Here is an 18,769-nt window from a genome sequence, read left to right as displayed (position 1 = left end):
GGCATGTGGGTGGTGGCGACCGCCGGGCACGTCGACCACGGCAAGTCCACGCTGGTGCGGGCGCTGACCGGGATGGAACCGGACCGGTGGGCGGAGGAACGCCGCCGCGGCATGACCATCGACCTCGGCTTCGCCTGGACTCCGCTGCCCTCCGGCGGCACCATCGCCTTCGTCGACGTGCCCGGGCACGAGCGGTTCGTGCCGAACATGCTCGCCGGTGTCGGCCCGGTCCCGGCGGCGCTGATCGTGGTGGCCGCCGACGAGGGCTGGATGCCGCAGTCCGCCGAGCACCTGGCCGCGCTGCACGCGCTGGGTGTGTCGTACGGGCTGCTGGCGGTCACCCGCGCGGACCTGGCCGATCCCGGTCCGGCCACGGCGCGGGCCCGCGCGGAGATCGCCGCGACGTCGCTGGGCGAGGTGGAGGCGGTGCCCGTCTCCGCGGTCACCGGCGCCGGGCTGCCCGAGCTGCGCGCCGCGCTTGATCGCCTGGTCGCCCGGCTGCCCGAGCCGGCCCTCGACGCGCCGGTGCGGCTCTGGGTGGATCGCGCGTTCACGGTACGCGGCAGCGGCACCGTGGTCACCGGCACGCTCGGCGGCGGCCGGCTGCGCGTCGGCGACGAGCTGGAGCTGGCGGACACCGGCGAGGCGGTGCGGGTACGCGGACTGCACTCTCTCGGCGCCGCGCACACCGCCGTCGACGCGGTGGCCCGGGTCGCGGTGAACCTGCGCGGCCTGCCCCGGGACCAGGTCGGGCGCGGCGACGCGCTGCTCACGCCCGGCCGGTTCGGGCGTATCGACCTGCTCGACGTGCGGCTGTCCGGCGACCCGGCCGCCGACCTGCCGGCCACTCTCACGCTGCACGCCGGCTCGGCGGCGGTGCCCGCCCGGGTCCGGCCGCTGGGCCCGGACACGGTCCGGCTGCGCCTGGCCCGGCCGCTGCCGCTGCTGATCGGGGACCGGGCGCTGCTGCGCGACCCCGGCCGGCACCACGTCTGCGGCGGCGTCACGGTGCTCGACGTGGATCCGCCGCCACTGCGCCAGCGGGGCGCGGCGGTGGCCCGCGCGGCCGTGCTGGCCGGTCTCGACGGGCGACCGGACCTGGCCGGGGAACTGCGCCGGCGGCGGCTGATCCGGGCCGGGGACCTGACCCGGATGGGCGTGCCGCCGACCGCGACGCCGGTGGCCGGGCAGTGGCTGGCCGACCCGGAGCACTGGCGTGACCTGGGCCGGCGCCTCACCGAGGAGGTGACCCGGTACGCCGCCGAGCACCCGCTCGCCGCGGGCGTACCGGTCGACGTGCTGCGCCACCGGCTCGACCTGCCCGAGCGCGCCCTGGTGACCGCGTTGCTGCGCCCGCCGCTGCGGCTACGCGACGGCCTGATCACCGCCGCGCCGCAGCACACGCTGCCCGACCCGGTGGCCCGGGCGGTGGACCGGGTCCGGGCCGAGTACGGCGACCGGCCGTTCCAGGCGCCCGAGGCGCACCACCTGGCCGACCTCGGGCTCGGCCCCCGCGAGATCGGCGCCGCGGTCCGGGCCGGCGCGCTGCTGAAGCTGGCCGAGAACGTGGTGCTGCTGCCCGGCGCCCCGGACGACGCGGTGCGCGTCCTGGCCGGGCTGCCGCAGCCGTTCACGCTCAGCGCCGCCCGGCAGGCGCTCGGCACCACCCGGCGGGTGGCGGTGCCGCTGCTGGAGCTGCTGGACCGGCGCGGAGCCACCCGGCGGCTGCCCGACGACGCCCGCGAGGTGGTCCGCCCGCCGGGCTGAGTCAACAGGCGTCGACGGCCCGCTCCGGTCACCTACCGTGACGCCATGGACCCTTCCGCGGTCTGGCGGGACAAGAACCACAAGTGGCGGATCGAGGCGTACCGCGCCCCGGACCTGCGATTCGCCATCTACGCCACGAACGGCCCCACCGAGTCGGCGCCGCTGTGGCTGTTCGGGATGGCCGCGCTGGCCCGCTGGCTGATGACCCACGCGATCTCCCTGGACGACCTGGAGACGGACTGATGGGCGGGCAGATCGCGCTGGTGGCCGTCCTGGTCCTGGTCAACGCCGCGCTGTCCGGCAGCGAGATGGCGCTGGTGAGCCTGCGGGAGGGGCAGTTGCGCCGGCTGGCGCGCTCCGGGCGGGCCGGGGCGAGACTCAGCCGCCTCACCCGCGAACCGAACCGCTACCTGGCCACCATCCAGCTCGGCATCACGCTCGCCGGATTCCTCGCCTCGGCCGCCGCTGCGGTGACGCTCGCCGAGCCGCTCGTCGGACCGCTGGGGTTCCTCGGCGGGGCCGCCCGCCCGGTGGCCGTGTTCCTGGTGACGCTGCTGCTGACGTTCCTCACGCTCGTGGTGGGAGAGCTGGCGCCCAAGCGGCTGGCCATGCAGACGGCGGAGCGGTGGGCGCTGCTCAGCGCCGGACCGCTGGACCTGCTGGCGCGGCTGTCGCGGCCCGCGGTGTGGCTGCTCGGCCGTTCCACCGACCTGCTGGTCCGGCTCGCCGGCGGCGACCCGCGCGCCAACCGGCAGGAGGTGACCGAGGAGGAGCTGCGGGAGATGCTGGTCAGCCAGCGTGGCCTCTCGGCCCAGCAGCGGGAGATCCTCGCCGGGGCGTTCGACATCGCCGGCCGTACGCTGCGCGAGGTGCTTGTCGCCCGCCGGGACGTGACCACGCTGCCGGTGGACCTGCCGGCGGCCGAGGCGATGCGGCTGCTGGCGGGCGAGGGCCGGTCCCGGGCGCCGGTGATCGGTCCCGGCGGGCTCGACGACGTACGCGGCGTGGTGCACATCCGCGACCTGGTGGACGCCGGCGGCGCGCCGGTCGGCGCCCGGGCCCGCCCGCCGGTGCTGCTGCCCGGCACGCTGCCGGTGGCCGACGCGATGCGGCACCTGCGCCAGCGCCACGAACAGCTCGCCCTCGTGGTGGACGAGTACGGCGGCGTGGACGGCCTGGTCACCATGGAGGACCTGCTCGAGGAGGTCGTCGGTGAGCTGTACGACGAGACCGACCGGGACGTGCGCCGGGCCGAGCGGGAACCGGACGGCGCGCTGCTGCTGCCGGGCGACTTCCCGCTGCACGACCTGCCCGACGTGGGCGTACGGGTCACGTTCCCGCTGTCGCGGGAGTACACCACGGTGGCGGGGCTGGTGCTGGCCGGGCTGGGCCGGCTGCCCGAGGGCCCGGGGGAGCGGGTGCGGCTGCCCGGCCTCACCGTGGAGGTGCTCGAGGTGGCGGGACGGGCGATCCGGCGGGTGCGGCTACGCGGCCCGGCGGTCGGCCACGCGCCCGACTGACACCCGGACGGGGGACGGCCGCCCGATCCGCGCCCCGGGCGCCGCCGCCGGTCGTACGGTGCGGGCGTGAAGGACCGAGGACTGCGTACGTTCATCACCGTGCTGGCCGGGCTGGCCGTGATCTACTTCGGCTTCTCGGGAAGCCGTGGCAGCGGCGAGGAGGGCATCTCCGGCGGTGTGGTGCTGCTGGCGCTGCTCGCCTCGTTGCTGGCCTGGCACCTGACCAGGCCCGGGCCGGTCAAGTAGCGCTCTCAGCGGGCCGTCGCGGCGCTGCGGCTCACCTCGCCCGCCGACTCCTCGCCCAGCGCCACCCGCACCAGCGCCGACGCCAGCCGCCCGAAGTCCGCCTCGCCGACCAGCCCGACCAGGTCGCCGGGGCTCGCCGGCAGACCCAGCCGCTTCGCCCCGGCCAGCGTGCGCCGGTCGGCGTACGGGCGCACGTCCGGCCACACCGACTGCGCCTCGCGCAGGAAGATGTCCGCCCCGGTGGGGCCGATGCCGGGGAACTCGGTGAGCAACCGGCGCAGCGCGGCCCGGTCGGCGCCGGCTTCCTGGTGCAGCCGGCGCAGGTCGCCGTGCCAGCGGTCGAGGCAGAGCCGGGCGCCGGTGCCGAGCATGGTCGCGGTCCGCTCGTCGTAACGCCGGTAGTGACCCCGGCCCAGCGCGTCGACCCGGTCCTGCCAGGTCGCCGCCTCCATCGCCTGCGGCGTGCGGTAGCCGGCGGCGAACAGCTCCCGGGCCGCGGCCACCGCCACCGACGCCCGGATCCGGGTGCTCAGCAGCGTGGTGAGCACCAGCAACTGGTAGAGCGGGCCGGGCCGGTCGGCGAGCGCGATCCCGGCCTCCTCCGCGTACGTCCGGGACTGCCGGTCCAGCAGGGCGCGCGCGACGTTGCGATCGTCTGGCATCCGTCCGGCTTACCCGTCCCGGCCCCGGCCAGACCTGCGGGCCGATCCGGAATGTGCCCGGCGGTGACGGGTACGCGGCTCGGGCGCGCGGTCGACGGCCGTGCGCTCCACCGGGAAGGAGAGACCCGTGGTCAAGCCGCAGCAGGAGGAACTGCGCCGGAACGACCTCGGCGCCACCAGCCAGGACAGCCGCAAGACGGCCACCCAGGCGGGCAGCCGTTCGCGAGGCCGGGGCACGTCGAACGCCGACGCGGGCCGGCCCGTCCCCAAGGGGCAGGTGTCGCCGTACGGCCCGGCCGGTGAGCCGGTTGCCGACGACGAGAGCTAACCGCGAGCCGACGTCGGCCGCAGTCGCCTCCAGGTGGCTGCGGCCGACAGCCCGTACGCCAGGTGCGGGATCAGGTCGGAGACCCAGTCGCTGCGCCGCCAGGTACGCGGGTCGGTCACGCCGAGCACTGTCATCGAGCCGTCGGAGGTGGCCATCACGCCGCCGCCGAGCAGCACAGTGGCCAGCGGCAACGGGATCCGCCGTCGCGCGGCGAGCAGGCCGAACGCGGCCCCCGCGGCGATGCCGGTGGCGTATCCGAGAAACGGGCCCAGACCGGAGCGGCGGTTCGCCGCCTGCTGGTCCTGGCCCAGGTCGACGTGCGTGACGTCGGCCAGCCGCCCGGCCACCGACTCCGGGGTGCTGCTGGCCGGCCGCGCCCGTACCGCCATGTCGAGGTAGGAGACCGCGTTCAGGACGGCGCTGCCGACGGCGCCCGCGATGGCGCCGTCGACAGCGGATGCCACCCTCACTTCGGGTCACCCGGTTCCCGGTTGCCCTTGGGTCCGTAGGCGCGTTCGCCCCGGACGACGCCGCGTTGCCCGCGGTCGTCCTGCAGGATCCGGTTGGCGACCTGGTTGGCCTCCTTGTCCGTGGCGCGCCCGGACTGCTCGACGAGGTCGCGCAGCCGTGCCCGTTGCTTGTCGTACGCGTTGCTTCCCGGACGTGGTCCTGGCATCACTGCCTCCTCGGGTCGCTGTCGGCTGACGAACCCGTCTACCCGCCCGGGCCGGGACCAACCGTGCGCTCAGCCCGGGGTGCGGACGACCGCAACCGGGCACGCGGAGCGGTGCAGGATGCCCTGGCTCACCGAGCCGAGCAGCAAGCCGCTCAGCTCGCCGCGGCCCTGCCGGCCCACCACGACCAGTTGGGCGTCCCGGGACGCCTCGGTCAGCGCCGCGACCGGGCGGGCGTGCACCGCCTCCCGGGTGATCGGCACGTCCGGCCAGCGTTCGGCGATGCCGGCGACCGACTCGGCGAGCAGCCGTTCCTCCTCGCCGGCCTGCGCCGCCCGGCCGCCCGGGCGGGCGTACACGACGCGCAGCGGGGCGCCACGGCAGGACGCCGCCTCGGCGGCGAACTCGACGGCGGCGCGGGACAGCGCGGAGCCGTCCACGCCGGCCACCACCGGGCCGGTGTCGCGGGCCGTGCCCCGGGCGACCAGCACCGGGCACTCGGCGTACGCGGTGACCTGCAGCGCGACCGAGCCGATCACCAGCGAGGCGAACCCGCCGAGTCCCCGGTCGCCGAGCACGATCAGGGCGGCGGTGGGGGACTCGCCGATCAGCACGGCGGCTGCCTCCCCGTCGATGATCTCGCCGGTGATGCGCAGCCCGGACTCCTGCGCCTGGGCCGCGTTTACCGCGTCGGCGACCAGTTGCTCGGCCTGGTGGCGCAGGCCGGCATGCGGCGGCGCCCCGGCCGGAGCGGCCACCGGCACGCCCAGCAGCGGCCAGATGAATCCGTGGACCACCCGCAGGGGCCGGTTGCGGCGGACAGCCTCCCGGGCGGCCAGGAGCACGGCTCGTGTCGCCGGCTCGGAGCCGTCCACCCCGACCACCACGGCCGCGCCGTCAGCGGAGTTCACCCGGTACCTCCTCGTGGCCGACGCTCCCGCGGCCAGTATCGCGGCCGGCGGGACCGGCCCGGGGCGATACCGCGCCGGTCGCCCGGTCGGTACGCTGGCGTGCAGCGCCCACGGGAGGGAGGCCCGTCGATGGATCAGCCGGACGGACCGAGCACCGCCCGCATGATCGACTACTGGCTCGGTGGCCGGCACCACCGTCCGGTCGACGTCGCCGCAGCCGCCGCGTTCGAAGCGGCGTACGGGCCCTGCGCGGCGATCTTCCGCTCGCTGCGCGGCTTCCTGGGCCGGTCCGTGCGGGCCATGGCCGACGAGGGCGTGGACGGCTTCCTGGTCTTCGGCGCGGGCGTGCCCACCTGCGGCAACGTGCACGAGGTCGCGCCGGAGGCGACGGTCCTCTACACCGACGTCGACCCGGAGACGGTCCGGCTCGGCCAGCGCCTGCTCGCCGGCAGTGACCGCGCCGGCTACGGCTACGGTGACGCCACGGACACCGGGACCGTCGACCGGGCGCAGCTGCATCGTTTCGTGCCGGGGTGGGGGAGACGGCCGGTCGGAGTGGTCTTCCTCGGGCTGGCCGCGTTCCTGGACGACGACACGCTCGCCCGTACGCTGGACGAGCTTTACCAGGCGGTCGCGCCGGGCAGCCGGCTGGCGATCGACTTCGACAGCGAGGAGCTGGCCGGGCACCCGCAGGCGCTGGCCATGATGGGCCCGGCGTTCCGGATGCGCGCGCCCGACCGGTTCGCGCCGCTGTTGGGCCGCTGGCGTCCCACTGACGACGGCGTCGTGCCGGTGGCCCGGTGGCGGCTTGAGGGCGAGCCGGAGCAGGTGCCGGACGCGTTCTACGGCGCGCTGGCGCTGCGACCGGCGGACTGAGCCGCGCCGGTCGAGGCGGCCCGTTCGGCTGTCAGAGGCCCTTCGTATGATGTTTGCCCTGTAGCAATAGTCGTCATCGGAGGATGAGCATGCCGGAGGCGTCCGGATCGGTGTCACGTGCCCTGCGCACGGCGCCACCCGACCAGCTGGTGGAGACCGCGGACGCGGTGCTGCGCCAGACGCTCGGGGCCGCGCGGGCGGAGGTGTTCGTCGCCGACTACCGCGCCAGCGGCCTCTGGCCGGTGCTCGACCCGGACCTGCCCGACGGCGGCCCGCTGCCGGCACACACCGTGGCGCAACGCTGCTTCAGCAGCCAGGAGCCGGTCCTGGACATCATCGACGACGGCCGCTGCCGGGCCTACCTGCCGCTGTCGGTGTGGGGGGAGCGGCTCGGCGTGCTGATGGTCGAGCTGCCCGGCGACCCGGACGCGGCCACAGTGGAGGCAGCCCGGGACGCCGCCGGGGAGCTGGCCGTGGCCATCCGCGCGGCCGACCGGGAGACCGACCGGTACCGCCGCGCCCGGCGGCGGGAACGGCTGAGCATGGCCGCGGAGATGCAGTGGGACCTGTTGCCCGGACGCAGCGTGCGGCACGGCGACGCGTTGCTGGCCGGGCAGCTCGAACCGGCGTACACGGTGGGCGGTGACCACTTCGACTGGTCGGTGGACCGCGAACGTCTCACCCTCACCGTGCTCAACGGCACCGGCAGCGGGCTGGCCGCATCGCTGCTCACGTCGATGACTGTGAACGCCATGCGCAACGCCAGGCGTTCCGGCGGCAGTCTGGTCGAGCAGGCGGAGCTGGCCTCGGACACCATCTACTACCAGCACCGGGGCGGCCGGCACGTGGCCACGTTGCTGCTGGAGCTGGACAGCCGCCGGGGCGTGGTGCGGGCGGTGGACGCCGGTTCCCCGCAACTGCTGCGGCTGCGCGGGGGGCGGGTCACCCCGATCGCGCTGGAGCAGCAACTGCCGCTGGGCATGTTCGCCGAGACCCGGTACGACGTGCAGGAGTTCACTCTGGAGCCGGGCGACCGTCTCTTCGTGGTCAGCGACGGGGTGTACGCGGCGGAGCCCGACGGCCAGGAGCCGTACGGCGCCCGGGCCATGGCGCGCGCGATGCGGGCCACTCGGCTGCAGCCGGCGACCGAGGCAGTTGGTACGGTGATGCGCGAACTGCATGCGTACCACGCCGACGCGGATCTCCGTGACGACGCGGTCGTCGTCTGCCTGGACTGGCGCGGTTCCGGCCGGTCCGACGACGTCACGGGGCAGTGATCGGGGCGGCGGAGCGAACACGAGCGGGACGATCGCAGGGGACAGCGGGTGGAGCGACCTCCGAATCTTGCCGCGGCCATCGAGTCGGCTGCGGAGGCGCTCATCGGTGTGCTCGACTCCGCGACCTCACGGCACACCGTCAGCGTCTCACCGACGCAGCTGCGGGTGCTGTCGCTGATCGTGTCCCATCCGGACACCAACGTGAACCGGCTGGCCGAGCTGCTGGACGTGGTCCCGTCGTCGGCGAGCCGGCTCTGTGACCGCCTGGAGGCCGTCGGCCTGCTGCGCCGGGTGGCCGACCCGCGCGACAGGCGAGAGGTGCGGCTGATCCCGACCGCCGCGGCGGAGACGTTGCTGCGCGACCTGCAGGAGCGCCGGCACCTCGCGGTCCAGACGGTGCTCGACCGGATGCCCAGTCGCGCGCAGCACGAGCTGCTGCTGGCGCTCGTGGCGTTCAGCCAGGCCGCCACGGCCGCCGCGCCCCAGGCGGGCTCCGACTCCGCCGCCCGCACCGCCTGATCCCGCCCTTCCATCGCGGCCATCGTCGTCGGAGGTGATGGTCAGCTAGTGTCCTAGGATGCCCAAGCGGTTGTGACGCTCCCCACCGTGACACCGCTGAGCAACGACGCAGCGCGGCCACCGGCCGCAACGGGGGAGCCCGATATAGTGGCAGCGCAACTGAGCGGCCGGTGATCACCGGCCGCGTCGGGGGAGGTCCCAGCCCGGGATCACAGAGGGCGCCGGCGCCTGACCGGCCGGCTACGCGCACGTCCCTCCAGCGGCCGCTCGTCCGGCTGCCGGACGGTGCTGCGAAGGGAGGGTTCGGTGTCGCGTCGGCCGGCTCCAGCGGAGCACCCGGATTCCGGGGATGCCACGGTCGTGGGAGACCGCGTCCTCACGCTGCCCAACCTGATCAGCTTTGTCCGGCTCGTCGGCGTGCCGATCTTCCTGTACCTGTTCCTCGTGGTCGAGGCCGACGTCGCGGCCATCGTGGTGCTCGCCGTGGGCGGCACCAGCGACTGGGTGGACGGCTGGATCGCCCGCCGGCTGGGGCAGGTGAGCCGGCTCGGCGAACTGCTCGACCCGCTGGCCGACCGCCTCTACATCCTGGCCACGCTGCTCGCCTTCACCGCGCGCGAGGTGGTGCCCTGGCAGTTCACCGGGGCGCTGCTGGCCCGTGAGCTGCTGCTGCTGGTCTCCCTCGGGGTGCTGCGCCGCTACGGCTACGGTCCGCCGCCGGTGCACTACGTGGGCAAGACCGCCACCTTCCTGCTGCTGGCGGCGTTCCCGATCCTGCTGCTGGCCGACGCCGCGCCGGGCATCGGCACCGCCGCCGGCGCGATCGGCTGGGGCCTCGCCTGGTGGGGTCTGGTCCTCTACTGGGTCGCCGGCGCGATGTACGTGGTGCAGGCGAGCCGGCTCGTGCGGCGGATGCGGGCGCGGCGCGCGGAGGCGGCGGCATGACCAGGCCGACGTCGGGGGAGGGGGAGAAGGAGCGCGACCCGTCGAGCCGGGTGTACGCGCCGGACTTCCTGACCGAGCTGTTCCGCAATCCGCTGGACCCGGGGTACGGGGACGCGGCGGCACGGCGGGCGGCGGGTCCGGTGTCGCGGGTGCGGCAGGTGCTGGGCCGCCCGGTGAGTCTGCTGGTCCTGGCGGTGATCGGGTTCCTGTTCGCGGTGGCGTACCGGGAGACGATGGCGGAGGAGCCGAGCCGGGCGACGGCGCGGGCGGGGCTGATCGCCGAGATCAAGGGGCGTGAGGCGGAGACCGACCGGTTGACCGAGCGGGCGGAGCAGTTGCGCGAGGAGGTCGGCCGGCAGCGGGACGCGGCGCTGAGCGGTTCGCAGGCGTCCCGGTTGCGCACGCTGGAGGCGGGCACCGGTCTGGCGCGGGTGCGTGGTGACGGCGTGGTGGTGCGGCTGGCCGACGCGACGTCGGATCAGGACGGGGTGACCAGCGGGGACGCTGGTCCGTCCCGGGTGCTGTACTCGGATCTGCAGAAGGTCGCGAACGCGTTGTGGGCGGCGGGCGCCGAGGCGGTGGCGGTGAACGGGCAGCGGTTGACCGCGACGTCGACGATCCGGTCGGCGGGTGAGGCGATCCTGGTGGACTACCGGCCGGTGACGGGTCCGTACGAGGTGCAGGCGATCGGGCCGCGGTCGATGCGGGACCGGTTCAACGAGAGCCGGGCGGCGGCGCTCATGCGTGAGGTGGCGCGGACGACAGGGCTGTCGTTCGGGGTGAAGCGGGCCGACGACCTCACCTTGCCGGCGGCGCCGCAGCCGCGGCTACGCTACGCCGAGCCTTCGGTCAGTCCGAGTCCGCGTCCGTCGGGTTCGAGGGCGGCCGGTTCGTCGAGTCCCGGGTCGTCCGGCCCGGGTGGTTCTTCCAGCCCTTCGGGAGGTGGCCGATGATCGCGGTGCTGGCGTTGCTCGCCGGTGTGGTGCTCGGGGTGTATCTGGACCCCACGGTGCCGGCGGCGTTGCAGCCGTATCTGCCGATCGCGGTGGTGGCCGCGTTGGACGCGGTGTTCGGTGGGGTGCGGGCGAAGCTGGACCGGATCTTCGACGACAAGCAGTTCGTGGTGTCGTTCATCTCGAACGTGCTGGTGGCGGGGCTGATCGTGTACCTGGGTGACCAGTTGGGCGTGGGTGGTCAGTTGTCCACGGGTGTGGTGGTCGTGCTCGGGGTGCGCATCTTCGGAAATGTGGCGGCGATCCGTCGGCACCTGTTCCGGGCGTAGGTTTGTGGCGATGAGTGAGGAACACAGGGAGACGGGGACGGGGTGGCCGCGTCCGGTGGAGCCGGAGCGGCCGTCGGGTCCGGCGGGTGAGCCGGATCCGCGCCCGGACGCGCCCGATCCGGATGAGTTGAGCCCGTTGGCGCCGGTGGAGCCGGAGCCGGCGCCGGACGAGGATCCCGCGGAGCGGGAGGCGGTGCCGGAGTCCGAGCCGGAGCCGGGTGCGGTGGCGCAGCCGTCGCGGGCGCGGCGGTTCTCCTCGGCGGGTCTGATGATCGCGGTGCTGCTGGCGTTGCTGGGTTTCACGCTCGTGGTGCAGTTGAAGACGACGTCGACGGATCCGACGCTCGCGGCGACGCGGGAGGAGGACCTGGTGCGGATCTCGTCGGATCTGGATTCGCGGGAGCGGCGGCTGCGTCAGGACATCGAGGCGTTGGAGGAGAGCCAGCGGCAGTTGCGCTCGGGTGAGCAGGGCCGGCAGGCGGCGTTGGAGGAGGCGACGCGGCGGGCGGACGAGCTGGGCATCCTGGCGGGTACGTTGCCGGCTGTGGGTCCGGGGCTGGAGGTGCGGTTCTCGGGGCCGGCGAAGGCGGTGTCGTCGACGCGGATCCTGGACGCGGTGCAGGAGCTGCGGGGTGCGGGCGCGGAGGCGATGCAGATCCAGGGCGCTGATGGTTCGGCGGCGCGGATCATCGCATCGACGTATTTCGTGGACGGTGCCGACGGTGCTCTGGTGGTGGACGGGCGGCGGCTGACGGGTCCGTTTACGATCATGGTGATCGGGGATCCGGCGACGATGCGTACGGCGTTGAACATTCCTGGCGGGGTGGTCGCATCGGTGCGGGACGGCGGCGGTAACGTGACCTCCGAGGATCGTGAGGTTGTGGAGGTTTCGCAGCTGCACGCGCCGATCAAGCTGGACCACGCCCGGCCGGTTTCCTGACCGGTCGCGGCCGCGCCGGTTTCTCCGGTGCACCGATGACGAAGGACGCAGTTGGTGATTCCTGAGGATCTGCGGTACACCGCCGAGCACGAGTGGGTGGTCGGTGGTGACGGTGGTGTCGTCCGCGTCGGTATCACGCACTTCGCGCAGGACGCTCTGGGCGACATCGTGTTCGTGCAGCTGCCGGACTCCGGTTCGGTGGTGGCGGCGGGCGAGTCGCTGGGCGAGATCGAGTCGACGAAGAGTGTGTCGGAGATCTACGCGCCGCTGAGCGGCACGGTGGCGGCGCGCAACGAGGCGTTGGCCGACACCCCTGAGGTGATCAACACGGATCCGTACGGTGCGGGGTGGTTGGTGGAGATCACTCCGGATGATCCGGCGGCGGTCGAGGGGTTGTTGACCGCTGATGCGTACCGCGAGCTCACCGAGAGCTGAGTTCGTGCTGTTCCGGGCGGCGGCGAGGTTCCGCGCGTCCGGTTGCCCTGCATTTCGGCGCTGGCTAGGCTCGCCCAGTCGACCGAGAACCAATAGTTTGAGCGTTGCGGAATGCGCCTTCCCGGGCACGGGGAGCCAGCCGCCGGGTGTGGTGTTGCCCGGCGGCCAGTCCCGCCATTTCCTGACGCCGACCGAACAGATCCGTGAGGTGGTCCCATGACGCGCCCAGACGACGAGTTCCCCCCGCTCGACGTCACTTCGACGCTCAATCTCGGTTCGCTCGACGAAGTGCTGGAAGGGCCGGACACCGATGTGGTGCCGAGCCGGATGTCCGGTTCTTTGCCGCCGGGTATGGCGTTGCTGGTGGTTCGCCGGGGTCCGAACGCGGGCGCCCGGTTCCTGTTGGATCACGACGTGACGACGAGTGGGCGGCACCCGGACAGTGACATCTTCCTCGACGACGTGACGGTGTCGCGTCGGCACGCGGAGTTCCACCGGGACGGTGGGACTTTCACGGTGCGGGATGTGGGCAGCCTGAACGGCACGTACGTGAATCGTGAGCGGGTCGAGGCGGCGACGTTGAGCAACGGTGACGAGGTGCAGATCGGCAAGTTCCGGGTGGTGTTCATCGCCGGTCCGCGCCCGGAGGGTGAGGCCGGCCGGGGGTGAACGAGCCTGCGGCTTCGACGCCGTCCGGGGCTGGGCGGGCGCCTGCGCTGATGAGTATCGGCGAGGTGCTGGCGCAGTTGCGGCCGGAGTTTCCGGACGTCACGATCTCGAAGTTGCGGTTCCTGGAGGCCGAGGGCCTGGTGGAGCCGCAGCGGACGCCGGCGGGTTATCGGAAGTACGGCTGGGACGATGTGGCGCGGCTGCGGTTCGTGTTGACCGCGCAGCGGGATCAGTATCTGCCGTTGCGGGTGATCCGGGAGCAGTTGGCCCAGTGGGACGGGTCTGGTCCGTCGCCGGGGCGGGGGCGGCCGAATCTGGTGGCTGTGGGTCCGGGTGGTGAGGTGCCGGGCCGGGAGCCGGTGGATTCGGTCGAGTCGTCGGAGGTGCGGCTGGACCGGGCGGGGCTGATCGCTCGTAGTGGCGTGGACGAGTCGACGCTTGCGGAGTTGGAGCGGCTGGGCGTGCTGGTGTCGGATCCGCCGGGGTGGTACGACGCGGACGCGTTGATCATCGCGAGTGCGGTGGCGGGTCTGGCGGCGTACGGGTTGGAGCCTCGGCACCTGCGGGCGTACCGGTCGGCGGCGGATCGTGAGGCCGGTCTGTTCGCGCAGTTGGTGGCGCCGTTGGCGCGGCAGAGTGATCCGGCGGCGCGGGCTCGTGCGGCGGAGACGGCGCGGGAGCTGGTGGCGTTGTCGCAGCGGTTGCACGCGGCGTTGGTGCGGGTGGGGCTGCGGTCGACGTTGGGCCGGTGAGGTCGTCGGTGAAGGGCCGGGTGTCGTGGACGCCCGGCCCTTCGTCGTGGGTGGCGCGGAAAGATCTGGCCGGAGGAGCGTGTCGTAGGCTTGCCGGGGTAAGCCCCTCCGGCGAGGCGTGGTGCACGTAGCGTGTGGGACCCCCGTGTCCTGGTCCGTGTACCGTGCAGGGAAGGGCGCGGTGCATGGTGACGACGACACGGAGGCGGCGGTGCGCGAGCTGAGCGTGGTCGGAGTTCGGGTGGAGTTGCCCAGCAACCAGCCGATCGTCCTGCTGCGGGAGGTCGAAGGGGACCGCTATCTGCCGATCTGGATCGGCGCGGTCGAGGCGACGGCGATCGCTTACGAGCAGCAGGGGGTCAAGCCGGCCCGGCCGTTGACGCATGATCTTCTGCGGGATGTGCTGGCGGCGTTGCAGGCGCCGTTGCGGGCGGTGGAGATCACCGAGTTGAAGGACAACGTGTTCTACGCGGATCTGCTGCTGGGTGACGGGGTGCGGGTGTCGGCGCGGCCGAGTGACTCGATCGCGTTGGCGTTGCGGGTCGGCGCTCCGATTCGTTGTGCGGAACAGGTCCTCGGCGAGGCGGGGATCGTGATCCCGGACGAGCAGGAGGACGAGGTGGAGAAGTTCCGGGAGTTCCTGGACCAGGTGCGTCCGGAGGACTTCGCGGGTTGAGGTGTTCCCGGCCGGGTGGCCGGGGTCGGCGGCGGCGGTTGTCACTGTGGGTGACGGCTGGCCGCCGTGTGTGGTGTTGCGGGGCGGTCGCGCGGCGTGTCGCGGTGTCTCCTGCGGGTGAAGGACGGGCGGCGGCGATAGGGTTGCCGTGTCGAGGGGTGCTCGTGACGGGGAGTCGGCGCGGCACCGCCACGGGCGCGGGGAGGTTGGTCCGGATGCACGAGCCGCGGGATCCTGGTCCGGGTGCGGAGCAGCAGGCGGGTGTGGGGCCTGAGTCGGTCGGTGACGGTGAGGTCGGCTATCGGGGTGTGACCGCGTGTTCGGCGGTGGGCATCAGTTACCGGCAGTTGGACTACTGGGCGCGTACGGCGCTCGTGGTGCCGAGTGTGCGGGACGCTTCGGGTTCGGGGACGTCGAGGTTGTACTCGTTCCGCGACCTGGTGGTGTTGAAGGTCGTGAAGCGGCTGTTGGACGCCGGGGTGTCGTTGCAGAACATCCGCAAGGCGATCGAGGCGTTGCGGTCGCGTGGGGTGGATGATCTGGCGGGCATCACGTTGATCTCCGACGGGACGACTGTGTACGAGTGCCGGTCGCCGGAGGAGGTCGTCGACCTGTTGCAGGGCGGCCAGGGCGTGTTCGGCATCGCGATCGGCGGGGCGTTCAAGGAGATCCAGGGTTCGTTGTCGCATCTGCCGGGGGAGCCGGTGGGTGGGCAGGAGCCGGTTGCGCCGGTAGCGGAGCCGGAGTCGGATGCGGTGGGTGACGAGCTGGCGGCGCGCCGGGCGCGGCGCCGAGCCGGGTGACCTGCGTCGCGTCTCGTTGACGAGATCGCGCCGCGCCCGAAAAGGGTGCGGCGCGATTCGTGTTTTGGTGACGGGGTGTGCTGTGTGGTGGCCGGGCGGGTCCGGTCCGCTGGGTGGGCGCGGCCCGGTCGGTGTATCCGCAGGTCGCGGCGGGTCGGTGCGCGATGTCCGAAAGGGACCGTACGCGTCGCGGGTTCACCAGGGGTGTTGAGCTGGCTGCGGTGTGTTCATCGGATTCGCCGCGGTTGTTGACTGTCCGTAGTTGACGGTTCTCGGGATTAAGACAGGGGCGGCGTCAAGCCTGGTGGCGGGCGCGCTATCGTCCGTTCCGGTCGTCGGCGTGTCGGCGTCACGGTGGAACGCTGCGTGACGCCGCGCCGGACGGCAAGCCCCTGACGCGGCGCTGCCCGCGGACCCCTGGTGGAAGGACCGAGCATGACGGTGACGAGCGAGACCACCCCGATCTCCCACTACGAGCGCATCGGCGGCGCGGCGGCGGTGAAGGCCGCTGTGGAGTTGTTCTACGACAAGGTGCTGGCCGATCCGGATCTCGCGGGCTACTTCACCGAGGTGGACATGGTGGAGCAGCGGCGGCACCTGGCGTTGATGCTGACGGTGGTGCTGGGTGGGCCGAACGAGTACGCCGGCCGTGGGCTGGCCGAGGCGCACCAGCCGCTGAACATTCCGGGTGAGCACTACGCGAAGGTCGGTGAGCACTTGACGGCGACGCTCGTGGAGCTGGGCGTGCCGGCCGACGTGATCTCCGACGTGCAGGTCGTGCTGGGTCAGGTGCGCGATCAGGTCGTGTCGGCGGGGGATGCCTGAGCGTGGACGCGGCACGGCTGAAGCAGAGTTGGTCCCTGGTCGCCGCGCACGGCGACCAGGTGCCGCTCTACTTCTATTCGACGCTGTTCCTGGCGCATCCGGAGACCCGGCAGATGTTCCCGACGAACATGGCCGGGCAGCGGGATCGTCTGGTGGCGGCGCTGGGGCACGTGGTGTCCCACGTGGACCAGGTGGACCGGCTGGTCGGGTTCCTGCGGGACCTGGGCGCGGATCACCGGAAGTTCGCGGTGCGCGCCGAGCACTATCCGGCGGTGGGCGAGGCGCTGCTGGCGACGTTGCGGCATTTCTGCGGCGAGGCGTGGACCGAGGAGCTGGCCGCCGACTGGACCGCGGCGTACGGCCTGGTGGCCCAGGTGATGACCGACGGCGCGCAGGCGGCAGAGTCGCATTCGCCGCCGTGGTGGGTGGCTGAGGTGCTGTCGCATGAGCAGCGCACGTTCGACGTGGCGGTGCTGACGGTCCGCCCGCAGTATCTGCTGCCGTTCGCGCCGGGGCAGTCGATCGGGGTGTCGCATCCGGCGGTGCGGTCGTGGCGGTACTACTCGCCGGCGAACGCGCCGCGTCCGGACGGCACGGTGGAGCTGCATGTGCGGGCCGCGCCGGGTGGTGTGGTGTCCTCGCGTCTGGTGTACGGGTGCGCGGCCGGTGACCGGATCCATCTGGCGTCGCCGGTGGGTGACCGGTTGACGCTGTGGCAGGCGGGGTCGTCGGATCTGCTGCTGTTGGCCGCGGGCACCGGCTGGGCGCCGGTGAAGGCGCTGGTGGAGCAGGTCGCGGCGGAGGGTTCGGGCCGGCGGGTCGATCTGTATGTGGGGGCCCGGTCGCGGACGGAGTTCTACGACAGCGAGGCGATCGACAAGTTGGCGGCGACGCATCCGTGGCTGCGGGTGTCGTACGTGGCCGGAACGGATCCGCAGCGGCCGGGGGAGATGGTGCGGCTGGCCGACCGGGTGCTGGCCGACGGGGACTGGCGGTCGAGGCACGTGTACGTGTGCGGGTCCGACGAGATGGTCGGTGACTCGGTGGCGGCGCTGGTCGCGGCCGGTTACCAGCCGGGCCAGGTGCACCACGAGGGTTTCGGCAAGCACTGGTACGGCCCGTCCTGGCGGACGGCCGGTTCCGAGGGAACTGAGGTGATCCGGTGAGCGCGAGGAGTGAGCCGGTGTTGCGAGCCCCGCAGTCGCGAACAGAGGTGATCCGGTGAGCGCGAGCCCGATCAGCAGCTATGACGCGCAGCACGTGTCGGGTCCGGTGCAGGTGCGGCTGACCGCGGACCGGGTGCGCCGGTGGGAGTTCGGGTCGGCGGCGTTCACCCGGCGCGGGTACGACCCGGCCGACGTGGACCGGTTCCGGTTGCAGGTGGCCGACGAGCTGGATCTGCTGGCGGCGCAGGCGGGGGACCTGCGGGCGGAGAACGAGCGGCTCAACGACCATTTGGAGCTGCACCGGCACGGGGTGATCCCGAGCGCGGAGAAGGTGGCGGCGCCGGCGGCGAAGGAGGTCAACCTGCTGTCGGCGGCGCAGCGGGAGGCCGAGCAGATCATCGCGCAGGCGCACGACTACGCGCGCCGGGTGGCCGAGTACGCCCGTACGCAGTACGAGAGCTACATGCGGGCGGCGGCGGAGGAGGCGAAGCAGGAGGCCGAGCGGGCGGTGGCGGAGTACCGCAGCGCCGCCGGTGGCAGCTTCGACGACTCGGTGGCGACGCGGGAGGCGCTGCGGATCTTCGGCGAGATGATGATCTCCCACATGCAGGCGGCGGCCCGGCATCTCGACGACGGCAGTGAGCAGTTGGCGCGCACGATGGAGCGGATCTCCCGGGAGCTGCCGCCGGCTGGTGGCGGCGCGCCGCAGCCGGCGTTGCCTCGCCACCAGCGGTGACCGTACCGCCCGGCCTGCCGCGCGGGCGGGCCGGGCGGTGCGGGTCCGGTGGGTCAGTCGGTGACGGCTTTGATCGCGTCGGCGATGGGGGTGTCGCCGCCGACGAGTTCGAGGGTGTGCCCGGCGGTGCCGGGGGCGTAGAGCAGGGCCAGCAGCACGCGGGCCACGTCGGCGCGGCTGATCGCGCCGCCGCCGGCGTGCCGGGCCAGCGTGATGCGGCCTTCGGGTTCGTCGTCGGTGAGCCGGCCGGGCCGCAGGACCGTCACGTCGAGGTCCCGGCCGGTGACGTCGTCCTCGGCGGCTTTCTTGGCCCGCAGGTACGCCGCCCACACCTCGTCGGTGCCTTCGGTTGGCGCGTCGTCCACGCCCATGGAGGAGACCAGCAGGTAGCGGCGGACTCCGGCGCGTACGGCGGCGTCGGCGAGCAGCACCGCGGCGCCGCGGTCGACGGTGTCCTTGCGGGCGGCGCCGCTGCCCGGTCCGGCGCCGGCGGCGAACACGACGGCGTCGGCGCCGGCCAGGTGCGCGGCGAGGGTGTCGACGTCTGTGTGTTCCAGGTCGCAGACGACCGGTTCGGCGCCGGCGGCGCGCAGCGCGGCGGCGTGGTCGGGGTTGCGGATGAGTCCGAGCGCGGTGTCGCCGCGTCCGGCCAGTTCCCGCTCCAGCAGTTTGGCGATCTTTCCGTGTCCTCCGGCGATGACGACGCGCATGCGATCAACGTAGCCCGGTCCGGCGCGCCCCGCCGGGCGACCGGGTGAGC

25 protein-coding genes are annotated in these 18,769 nt (G+C 73.3%); 20 read left to right on the top strand and 5 right to left on the bottom strand.

The window, feature by feature from the left end; all coding sequences use genetic code 11:
- The first annotated feature begins 3 nt into the window (after positions 1 to 3).
- The 4 genes from selB to FHU28_RS19765 all read left to right on the top strand — a co-directional run bounded on the left by selB (position 4) and on the right by FHU28_RS19765 (position 3,533).
- The gene (selB, locus tag FHU28_RS19780; protein WP_184686018.1) at positions 4 to 1,767 is read left to right on the top strand and encodes a selenocysteine-specific translation elongation factor; all 1,764 of its coding nucleotides are present in this window, start codon (positions 4 to 6) and stop codon (positions 1,765 to 1,767) included.
- Positions 1,768 to 1,812: 45 nt separating this feature from the next.
- On the top strand, positions 1,813 to 2,010 hold the full coding sequence (locus FHU28_RS19775; protein ID WP_030503909.1) for a hypothetical protein: 198 nt from the start codon (positions 1,813 to 1,815) through the stop codon (positions 2,008 to 2,010).
- Entirely contained in the window at positions 2,010 to 3,287 is a 1,278-nt protein-coding gene (locus FHU28_RS19770; protein WP_184686017.1) for a hemolysin family protein, read from the top strand. The genes FHU28_RS19775 and FHU28_RS19770 overlap by 1 nt, the downstream gene beginning before the upstream one ends.
- A 66-nt stretch (positions 3,288 to 3,353) precedes the next feature.
- Positions 3,354 to 3,533 (top strand): hypothetical protein, encoded by a 180-nt coding sequence (locus FHU28_RS19765; RefSeq protein WP_184690099.1) that lies wholly within the window; start codon positions 3,354 to 3,356, stop codon positions 3,531 to 3,533.
- 5 nt (positions 3,534 to 3,538) lie between these two features.
- Here the strand turns inward: FHU28_RS19765 and FHU28_RS19760 are convergent, their stop codons facing one another.
- Positions 3,539 to 4,195, bottom strand: coding sequence for a hypothetical protein (locus FHU28_RS19760; RefSeq protein WP_184686016.1), 657 nt, complete (start codon positions 4,193 to 4,195; stop codon positions 3,539 to 3,541).
- Between the two features lie 127 nt (positions 4,196 to 4,322).
- Between FHU28_RS19760 and FHU28_RS19755 the strand changes: the two genes are divergently transcribed.
- On the top strand, positions 4,323 to 4,523 hold the full coding sequence (locus tag FHU28_RS19755; RefSeq protein WP_073829446.1) for a hypothetical protein: 201 nt from the start codon (positions 4,323 to 4,325) through the stop codon (positions 4,521 to 4,523).
- Here the strand turns inward: FHU28_RS19755 and FHU28_RS19750 are convergent.
- From FHU28_RS19750 to FHU28_RS19740, 3 genes are all read right to left on the bottom strand, one after another.
- Positions 4,520 to 4,993 (bottom strand): hypothetical protein, encoded by a 474-nt coding sequence (locus FHU28_RS19750; RefSeq protein ID WP_184686015.1) that lies wholly within the window; start codon positions 4,991 to 4,993, stop codon positions 4,520 to 4,522. The two genes, FHU28_RS19755 and FHU28_RS19750, sit on opposite strands and share 4 nt — an antisense overlap.
- Complete coding sequence (locus FHU28_RS19745) at positions 4,990 to 5,199, bottom strand: phosphatidylethanolamine-binding protein (protein WP_073829448.1); 210 nt, start codon at positions 5,197 to 5,199, stop codon at positions 4,990 to 4,992. The genes FHU28_RS19750 and FHU28_RS19745 overlap by 4 nt, the downstream gene beginning before the upstream one ends.
- 69 nt (positions 5,200 to 5,268) lie before the next feature.
- Positions 5,269 to 6,108 carry a universal stress protein gene (locus FHU28_RS19740; RefSeq protein ID WP_184686014.1) on the bottom strand — a complete coding sequence of 280 codons (840 nt, stop codon included), beginning with the start codon at positions 6,106 to 6,108 and terminating at the stop codon, positions 5,269 to 5,271.
- A 129-nt stretch (positions 6,109 to 6,237) separates the two neighbouring features.
- On the opposite strand from FHU28_RS19740, the gene FHU28_RS19735 reads away from it, so the two are divergent.
- The 15 genes from FHU28_RS19735 (at position 6,238) to FHU28_RS19665 (ending at position 18,009) form a co-directional block, all read left to right on the top strand.
- Positions 6,238 to 6,984 carry an SAM-dependent methyltransferase gene (locus FHU28_RS19735; RefSeq protein ID WP_184686013.1) on the top strand — a complete coding sequence of 249 codons (747 nt, stop codon included), beginning with the start codon at positions 6,238 to 6,240 and terminating at the stop codon, positions 6,982 to 6,984.
- Positions 6,985 to 7,073: 89 nt separating this feature from the next.
- Positions 7,074 to 8,261, top strand: coding sequence for a PP2C family protein-serine/threonine phosphatase (locus tag FHU28_RS19730; RefSeq protein WP_184689722.1), 1,188 nt, complete (start codon positions 7,074 to 7,076; stop codon positions 8,259 to 8,261).
- A 48-nt stretch (positions 8,262 to 8,309) separates the two neighbouring features.
- A complete protein-coding gene (locus FHU28_RS19725) occupies positions 8,310 to 8,780 on the top strand; it encodes a MarR family winged helix-turn-helix transcriptional regulator (RefSeq protein ID WP_184686012.1) in 471 nt (156 codons plus the stop codon).
- A gap of 306 nt (positions 8,781 to 9,086) precedes the next feature.
- Positions 9,087 to 9,725, top strand: coding sequence for a cardiolipin synthase ClsA (gene clsA / locus FHU28_RS19720; protein ID WP_376700819.1), 639 nt, complete (start codon positions 9,087 to 9,089; stop codon positions 9,723 to 9,725).
- Entirely contained in the window at positions 9,722 to 10,678 is a 957-nt protein-coding gene (locus FHU28_RS19715) for a DUF881 domain-containing protein (RefSeq protein ID WP_184686010.1), read from the top strand. Before clsA ends, FHU28_RS19715 begins: the two co-directional genes overlap by 4 nt.
- A complete protein-coding gene (locus FHU28_RS19710; RefSeq protein WP_007071104.1) occupies positions 10,675 to 11,007 on the top strand; it encodes a small basic family protein in 333 nt (110 codons plus the stop codon). The genes FHU28_RS19715 and FHU28_RS19710 overlap by 4 nt, the downstream gene beginning before the upstream one ends.
- A 10-nt stretch (positions 11,008 to 11,017) precedes the next feature.
- On the top strand, positions 11,018 to 11,947 hold the full coding sequence (locus FHU28_RS19705) for a DUF881 domain-containing protein (RefSeq protein ID WP_184686009.1): 930 nt from the start codon (positions 11,018 to 11,020) through the stop codon (positions 11,945 to 11,947).
- Between the two features lie 54 nt (positions 11,948 to 12,001).
- Positions 12,002 to 12,382 carry a glycine cleavage system protein GcvH gene (gene gcvH / locus FHU28_RS19700; protein ID WP_043330119.1) on the top strand — a complete coding sequence of 127 codons (381 nt, stop codon included), beginning with the start codon at positions 12,002 to 12,004 and terminating at the stop codon, positions 12,380 to 12,382.
- A gap of 216 nt (positions 12,383 to 12,598) precedes the next feature.
- On the top strand, positions 12,599 to 13,051 hold the full coding sequence (odhI, locus tag FHU28_RS19695) for an oxoglutarate dehydrogenase inhibitor Odhl (RefSeq protein ID WP_030503922.1): 453 nt from the start codon (positions 12,599 to 12,601) through the stop codon (positions 13,049 to 13,051).
- 50 nt (positions 13,052 to 13,101) lie between these two features.
- Positions 13,102 to 13,803: a transcriptional regulator FtsR gene (gene ftsR / locus FHU28_RS19690; RefSeq protein ID WP_184686008.1), complete on the top strand. Its 702-nt coding sequence runs from the start codon at positions 13,102 to 13,104 to the stop codon at positions 13,801 to 13,803.
- A 211-nt stretch (positions 13,804 to 14,014) separates the two neighbouring features.
- Entirely contained in the window at positions 14,015 to 14,479 is a 465-nt protein-coding gene (locus FHU28_RS19685; protein ID WP_043330120.1) for a bifunctional nuclease family protein, read from the top strand.
- Between the two features lie 215 nt (positions 14,480 to 14,694).
- Positions 14,695 to 15,282: a MerR family transcriptional regulator gene (locus FHU28_RS19680; protein ID WP_184686007.1), complete on the top strand. Its 588-nt coding sequence runs from the start codon at positions 14,695 to 14,697 to the stop codon at positions 15,280 to 15,282.
- A gap of 435 nt (positions 15,283 to 15,717) precedes the next feature.
- The gene (locus FHU28_RS19675; RefSeq protein ID WP_184686006.1) at positions 15,718 to 16,107 is read left to right on the top strand and encodes a group I truncated hemoglobin; all 390 of its coding nucleotides are present in this window, start codon (positions 15,718 to 15,720) and stop codon (positions 16,105 to 16,107) included.
- Positions 16,108 to 16,109: 2 nt separating this feature from the next.
- Entirely contained in the window at positions 16,110 to 17,273 is a 1,164-nt protein-coding gene (locus tag FHU28_RS19670; protein ID WP_184686005.1) for a globin domain-containing protein, read from the top strand.
- 55 nt (positions 17,274 to 17,328) lie between these two features.
- On the top strand, positions 17,329 to 18,009 hold the full coding sequence (locus FHU28_RS19665) for a DivIVA domain-containing protein (RefSeq protein ID WP_184686004.1): 681 nt from the start codon (positions 17,329 to 17,331) through the stop codon (positions 18,007 to 18,009).
- Positions 18,010 to 18,062: 53 nt separating this feature from the next.
- Here FHU28_RS19665 and FHU28_RS19660 read toward each other — a convergent pair whose 3' ends face one another.
- The gene (locus FHU28_RS19660; RefSeq protein WP_184686003.1) at positions 18,063 to 18,719 is read right to left on the bottom strand and encodes an NAD(P)H-binding protein; all 657 of its coding nucleotides are present in this window, start codon (positions 18,717 to 18,719) and stop codon (positions 18,063 to 18,065) included.
- Positions 18,720 to 18,769: the final 50 nt, after the last annotated feature.

Origin of the sequence: Micromonospora echinospora, from assembly GCF_014203425.1 — a bacterium.
GTDB classification, from domain to species: domain Bacteria; phylum Actinomycetota; class Actinomycetes; order Mycobacteriales; family Micromonosporaceae; genus Micromonospora; species Micromonospora echinospora_A.
This window is presented reverse-complemented; position numbering and strand designations above follow the sequence as displayed.

Excerpts from the sequence above, each read along its gene's own strand:
- selB (WP_184686018.1), top strand. The coding sequence starts at position 4 with ATGTGGGTGGTGGCGACCGCCGGGCACGTCGACCACGGCAAGTCCACG.
- FHU28_RS19775 (WP_030503909.1), top strand. The coding sequence starts at position 1,813 with ATGGACCCTTCCGCGGTCTGGCGGGACAAGAACCACAAGTGGCGGATC.
- FHU28_RS19770 (WP_184686017.1), top strand. The coding sequence starts at position 2,010 with ATGGGCGGGCAGATCGCGCTGGTGGCCGTCCTGGTCCTGGTCAACGCC.
- FHU28_RS19760 (WP_184686016.1), bottom strand. The coding sequence starts at position 4,195 with ATGCCAGACGATCGCAACGTCGCGCGCGCCCTGCTGGACCGGCAGTCC.
- FHU28_RS19745 (WP_073829448.1), bottom strand. The coding sequence starts at position 5,199 with ATGCCAGGACCACGTCCGGGAAGCAACGCGTACGACAAGCAACGGGCA.
- FHU28_RS19735 (WP_184686013.1), top strand. The coding sequence starts at position 6,238 with ATGGATCAGCCGGACGGACCGAGCACCGCCCGCATGATCGACTACTGG.
- FHU28_RS19730 (WP_184689722.1), top strand. The coding sequence starts at position 7,074 with ATGCCGGAGGCGTCCGGATCGGTGTCACGTGCCCTGCGCACGGCGCCA.
- FHU28_RS19715 (WP_184686010.1), top strand. The coding sequence starts at position 9,722 with ATGACCAGGCCGACGTCGGGGGAGGGGGAGAAGGAGCGCGACCCGTCG.
- FHU28_RS19710 (WP_007071104.1), top strand. The coding sequence starts at position 10,675 with ATGATCGCGGTGCTGGCGTTGCTCGCCGGTGTGGTGCTCGGGGTGTAT.
- FHU28_RS19705 (WP_184686009.1), top strand. The coding sequence starts at position 11,018 with ATGAGTGAGGAACACAGGGAGACGGGGACGGGGTGGCCGCGTCCGGTG.
- odhI (WP_030503922.1), top strand. The coding sequence starts at position 12,599 with ATGACGCGCCCAGACGACGAGTTCCCCCCGCTCGACGTCACTTCGACG.
- ftsR (WP_184686008.1), top strand. The coding sequence starts at position 13,102 with ATGAGTATCGGCGAGGTGCTGGCGCAGTTGCGGCCGGAGTTTCCGGAC.
- FHU28_RS19680 (WP_184686007.1), top strand. The coding sequence starts at position 14,695 with ATGCACGAGCCGCGGGATCCTGGTCCGGGTGCGGAGCAGCAGGCGGGT.
- FHU28_RS19675 (WP_184686006.1), top strand. The coding sequence starts at position 15,718 with ATGACGGTGACGAGCGAGACCACCCCGATCTCCCACTACGAGCGCATC.
- FHU28_RS19660 (WP_184686003.1), bottom strand. The coding sequence starts at position 18,719 with ATGCGCGTCGTCATCGCCGGAGGACACGGAAAGATCGCCAAACTGCTG.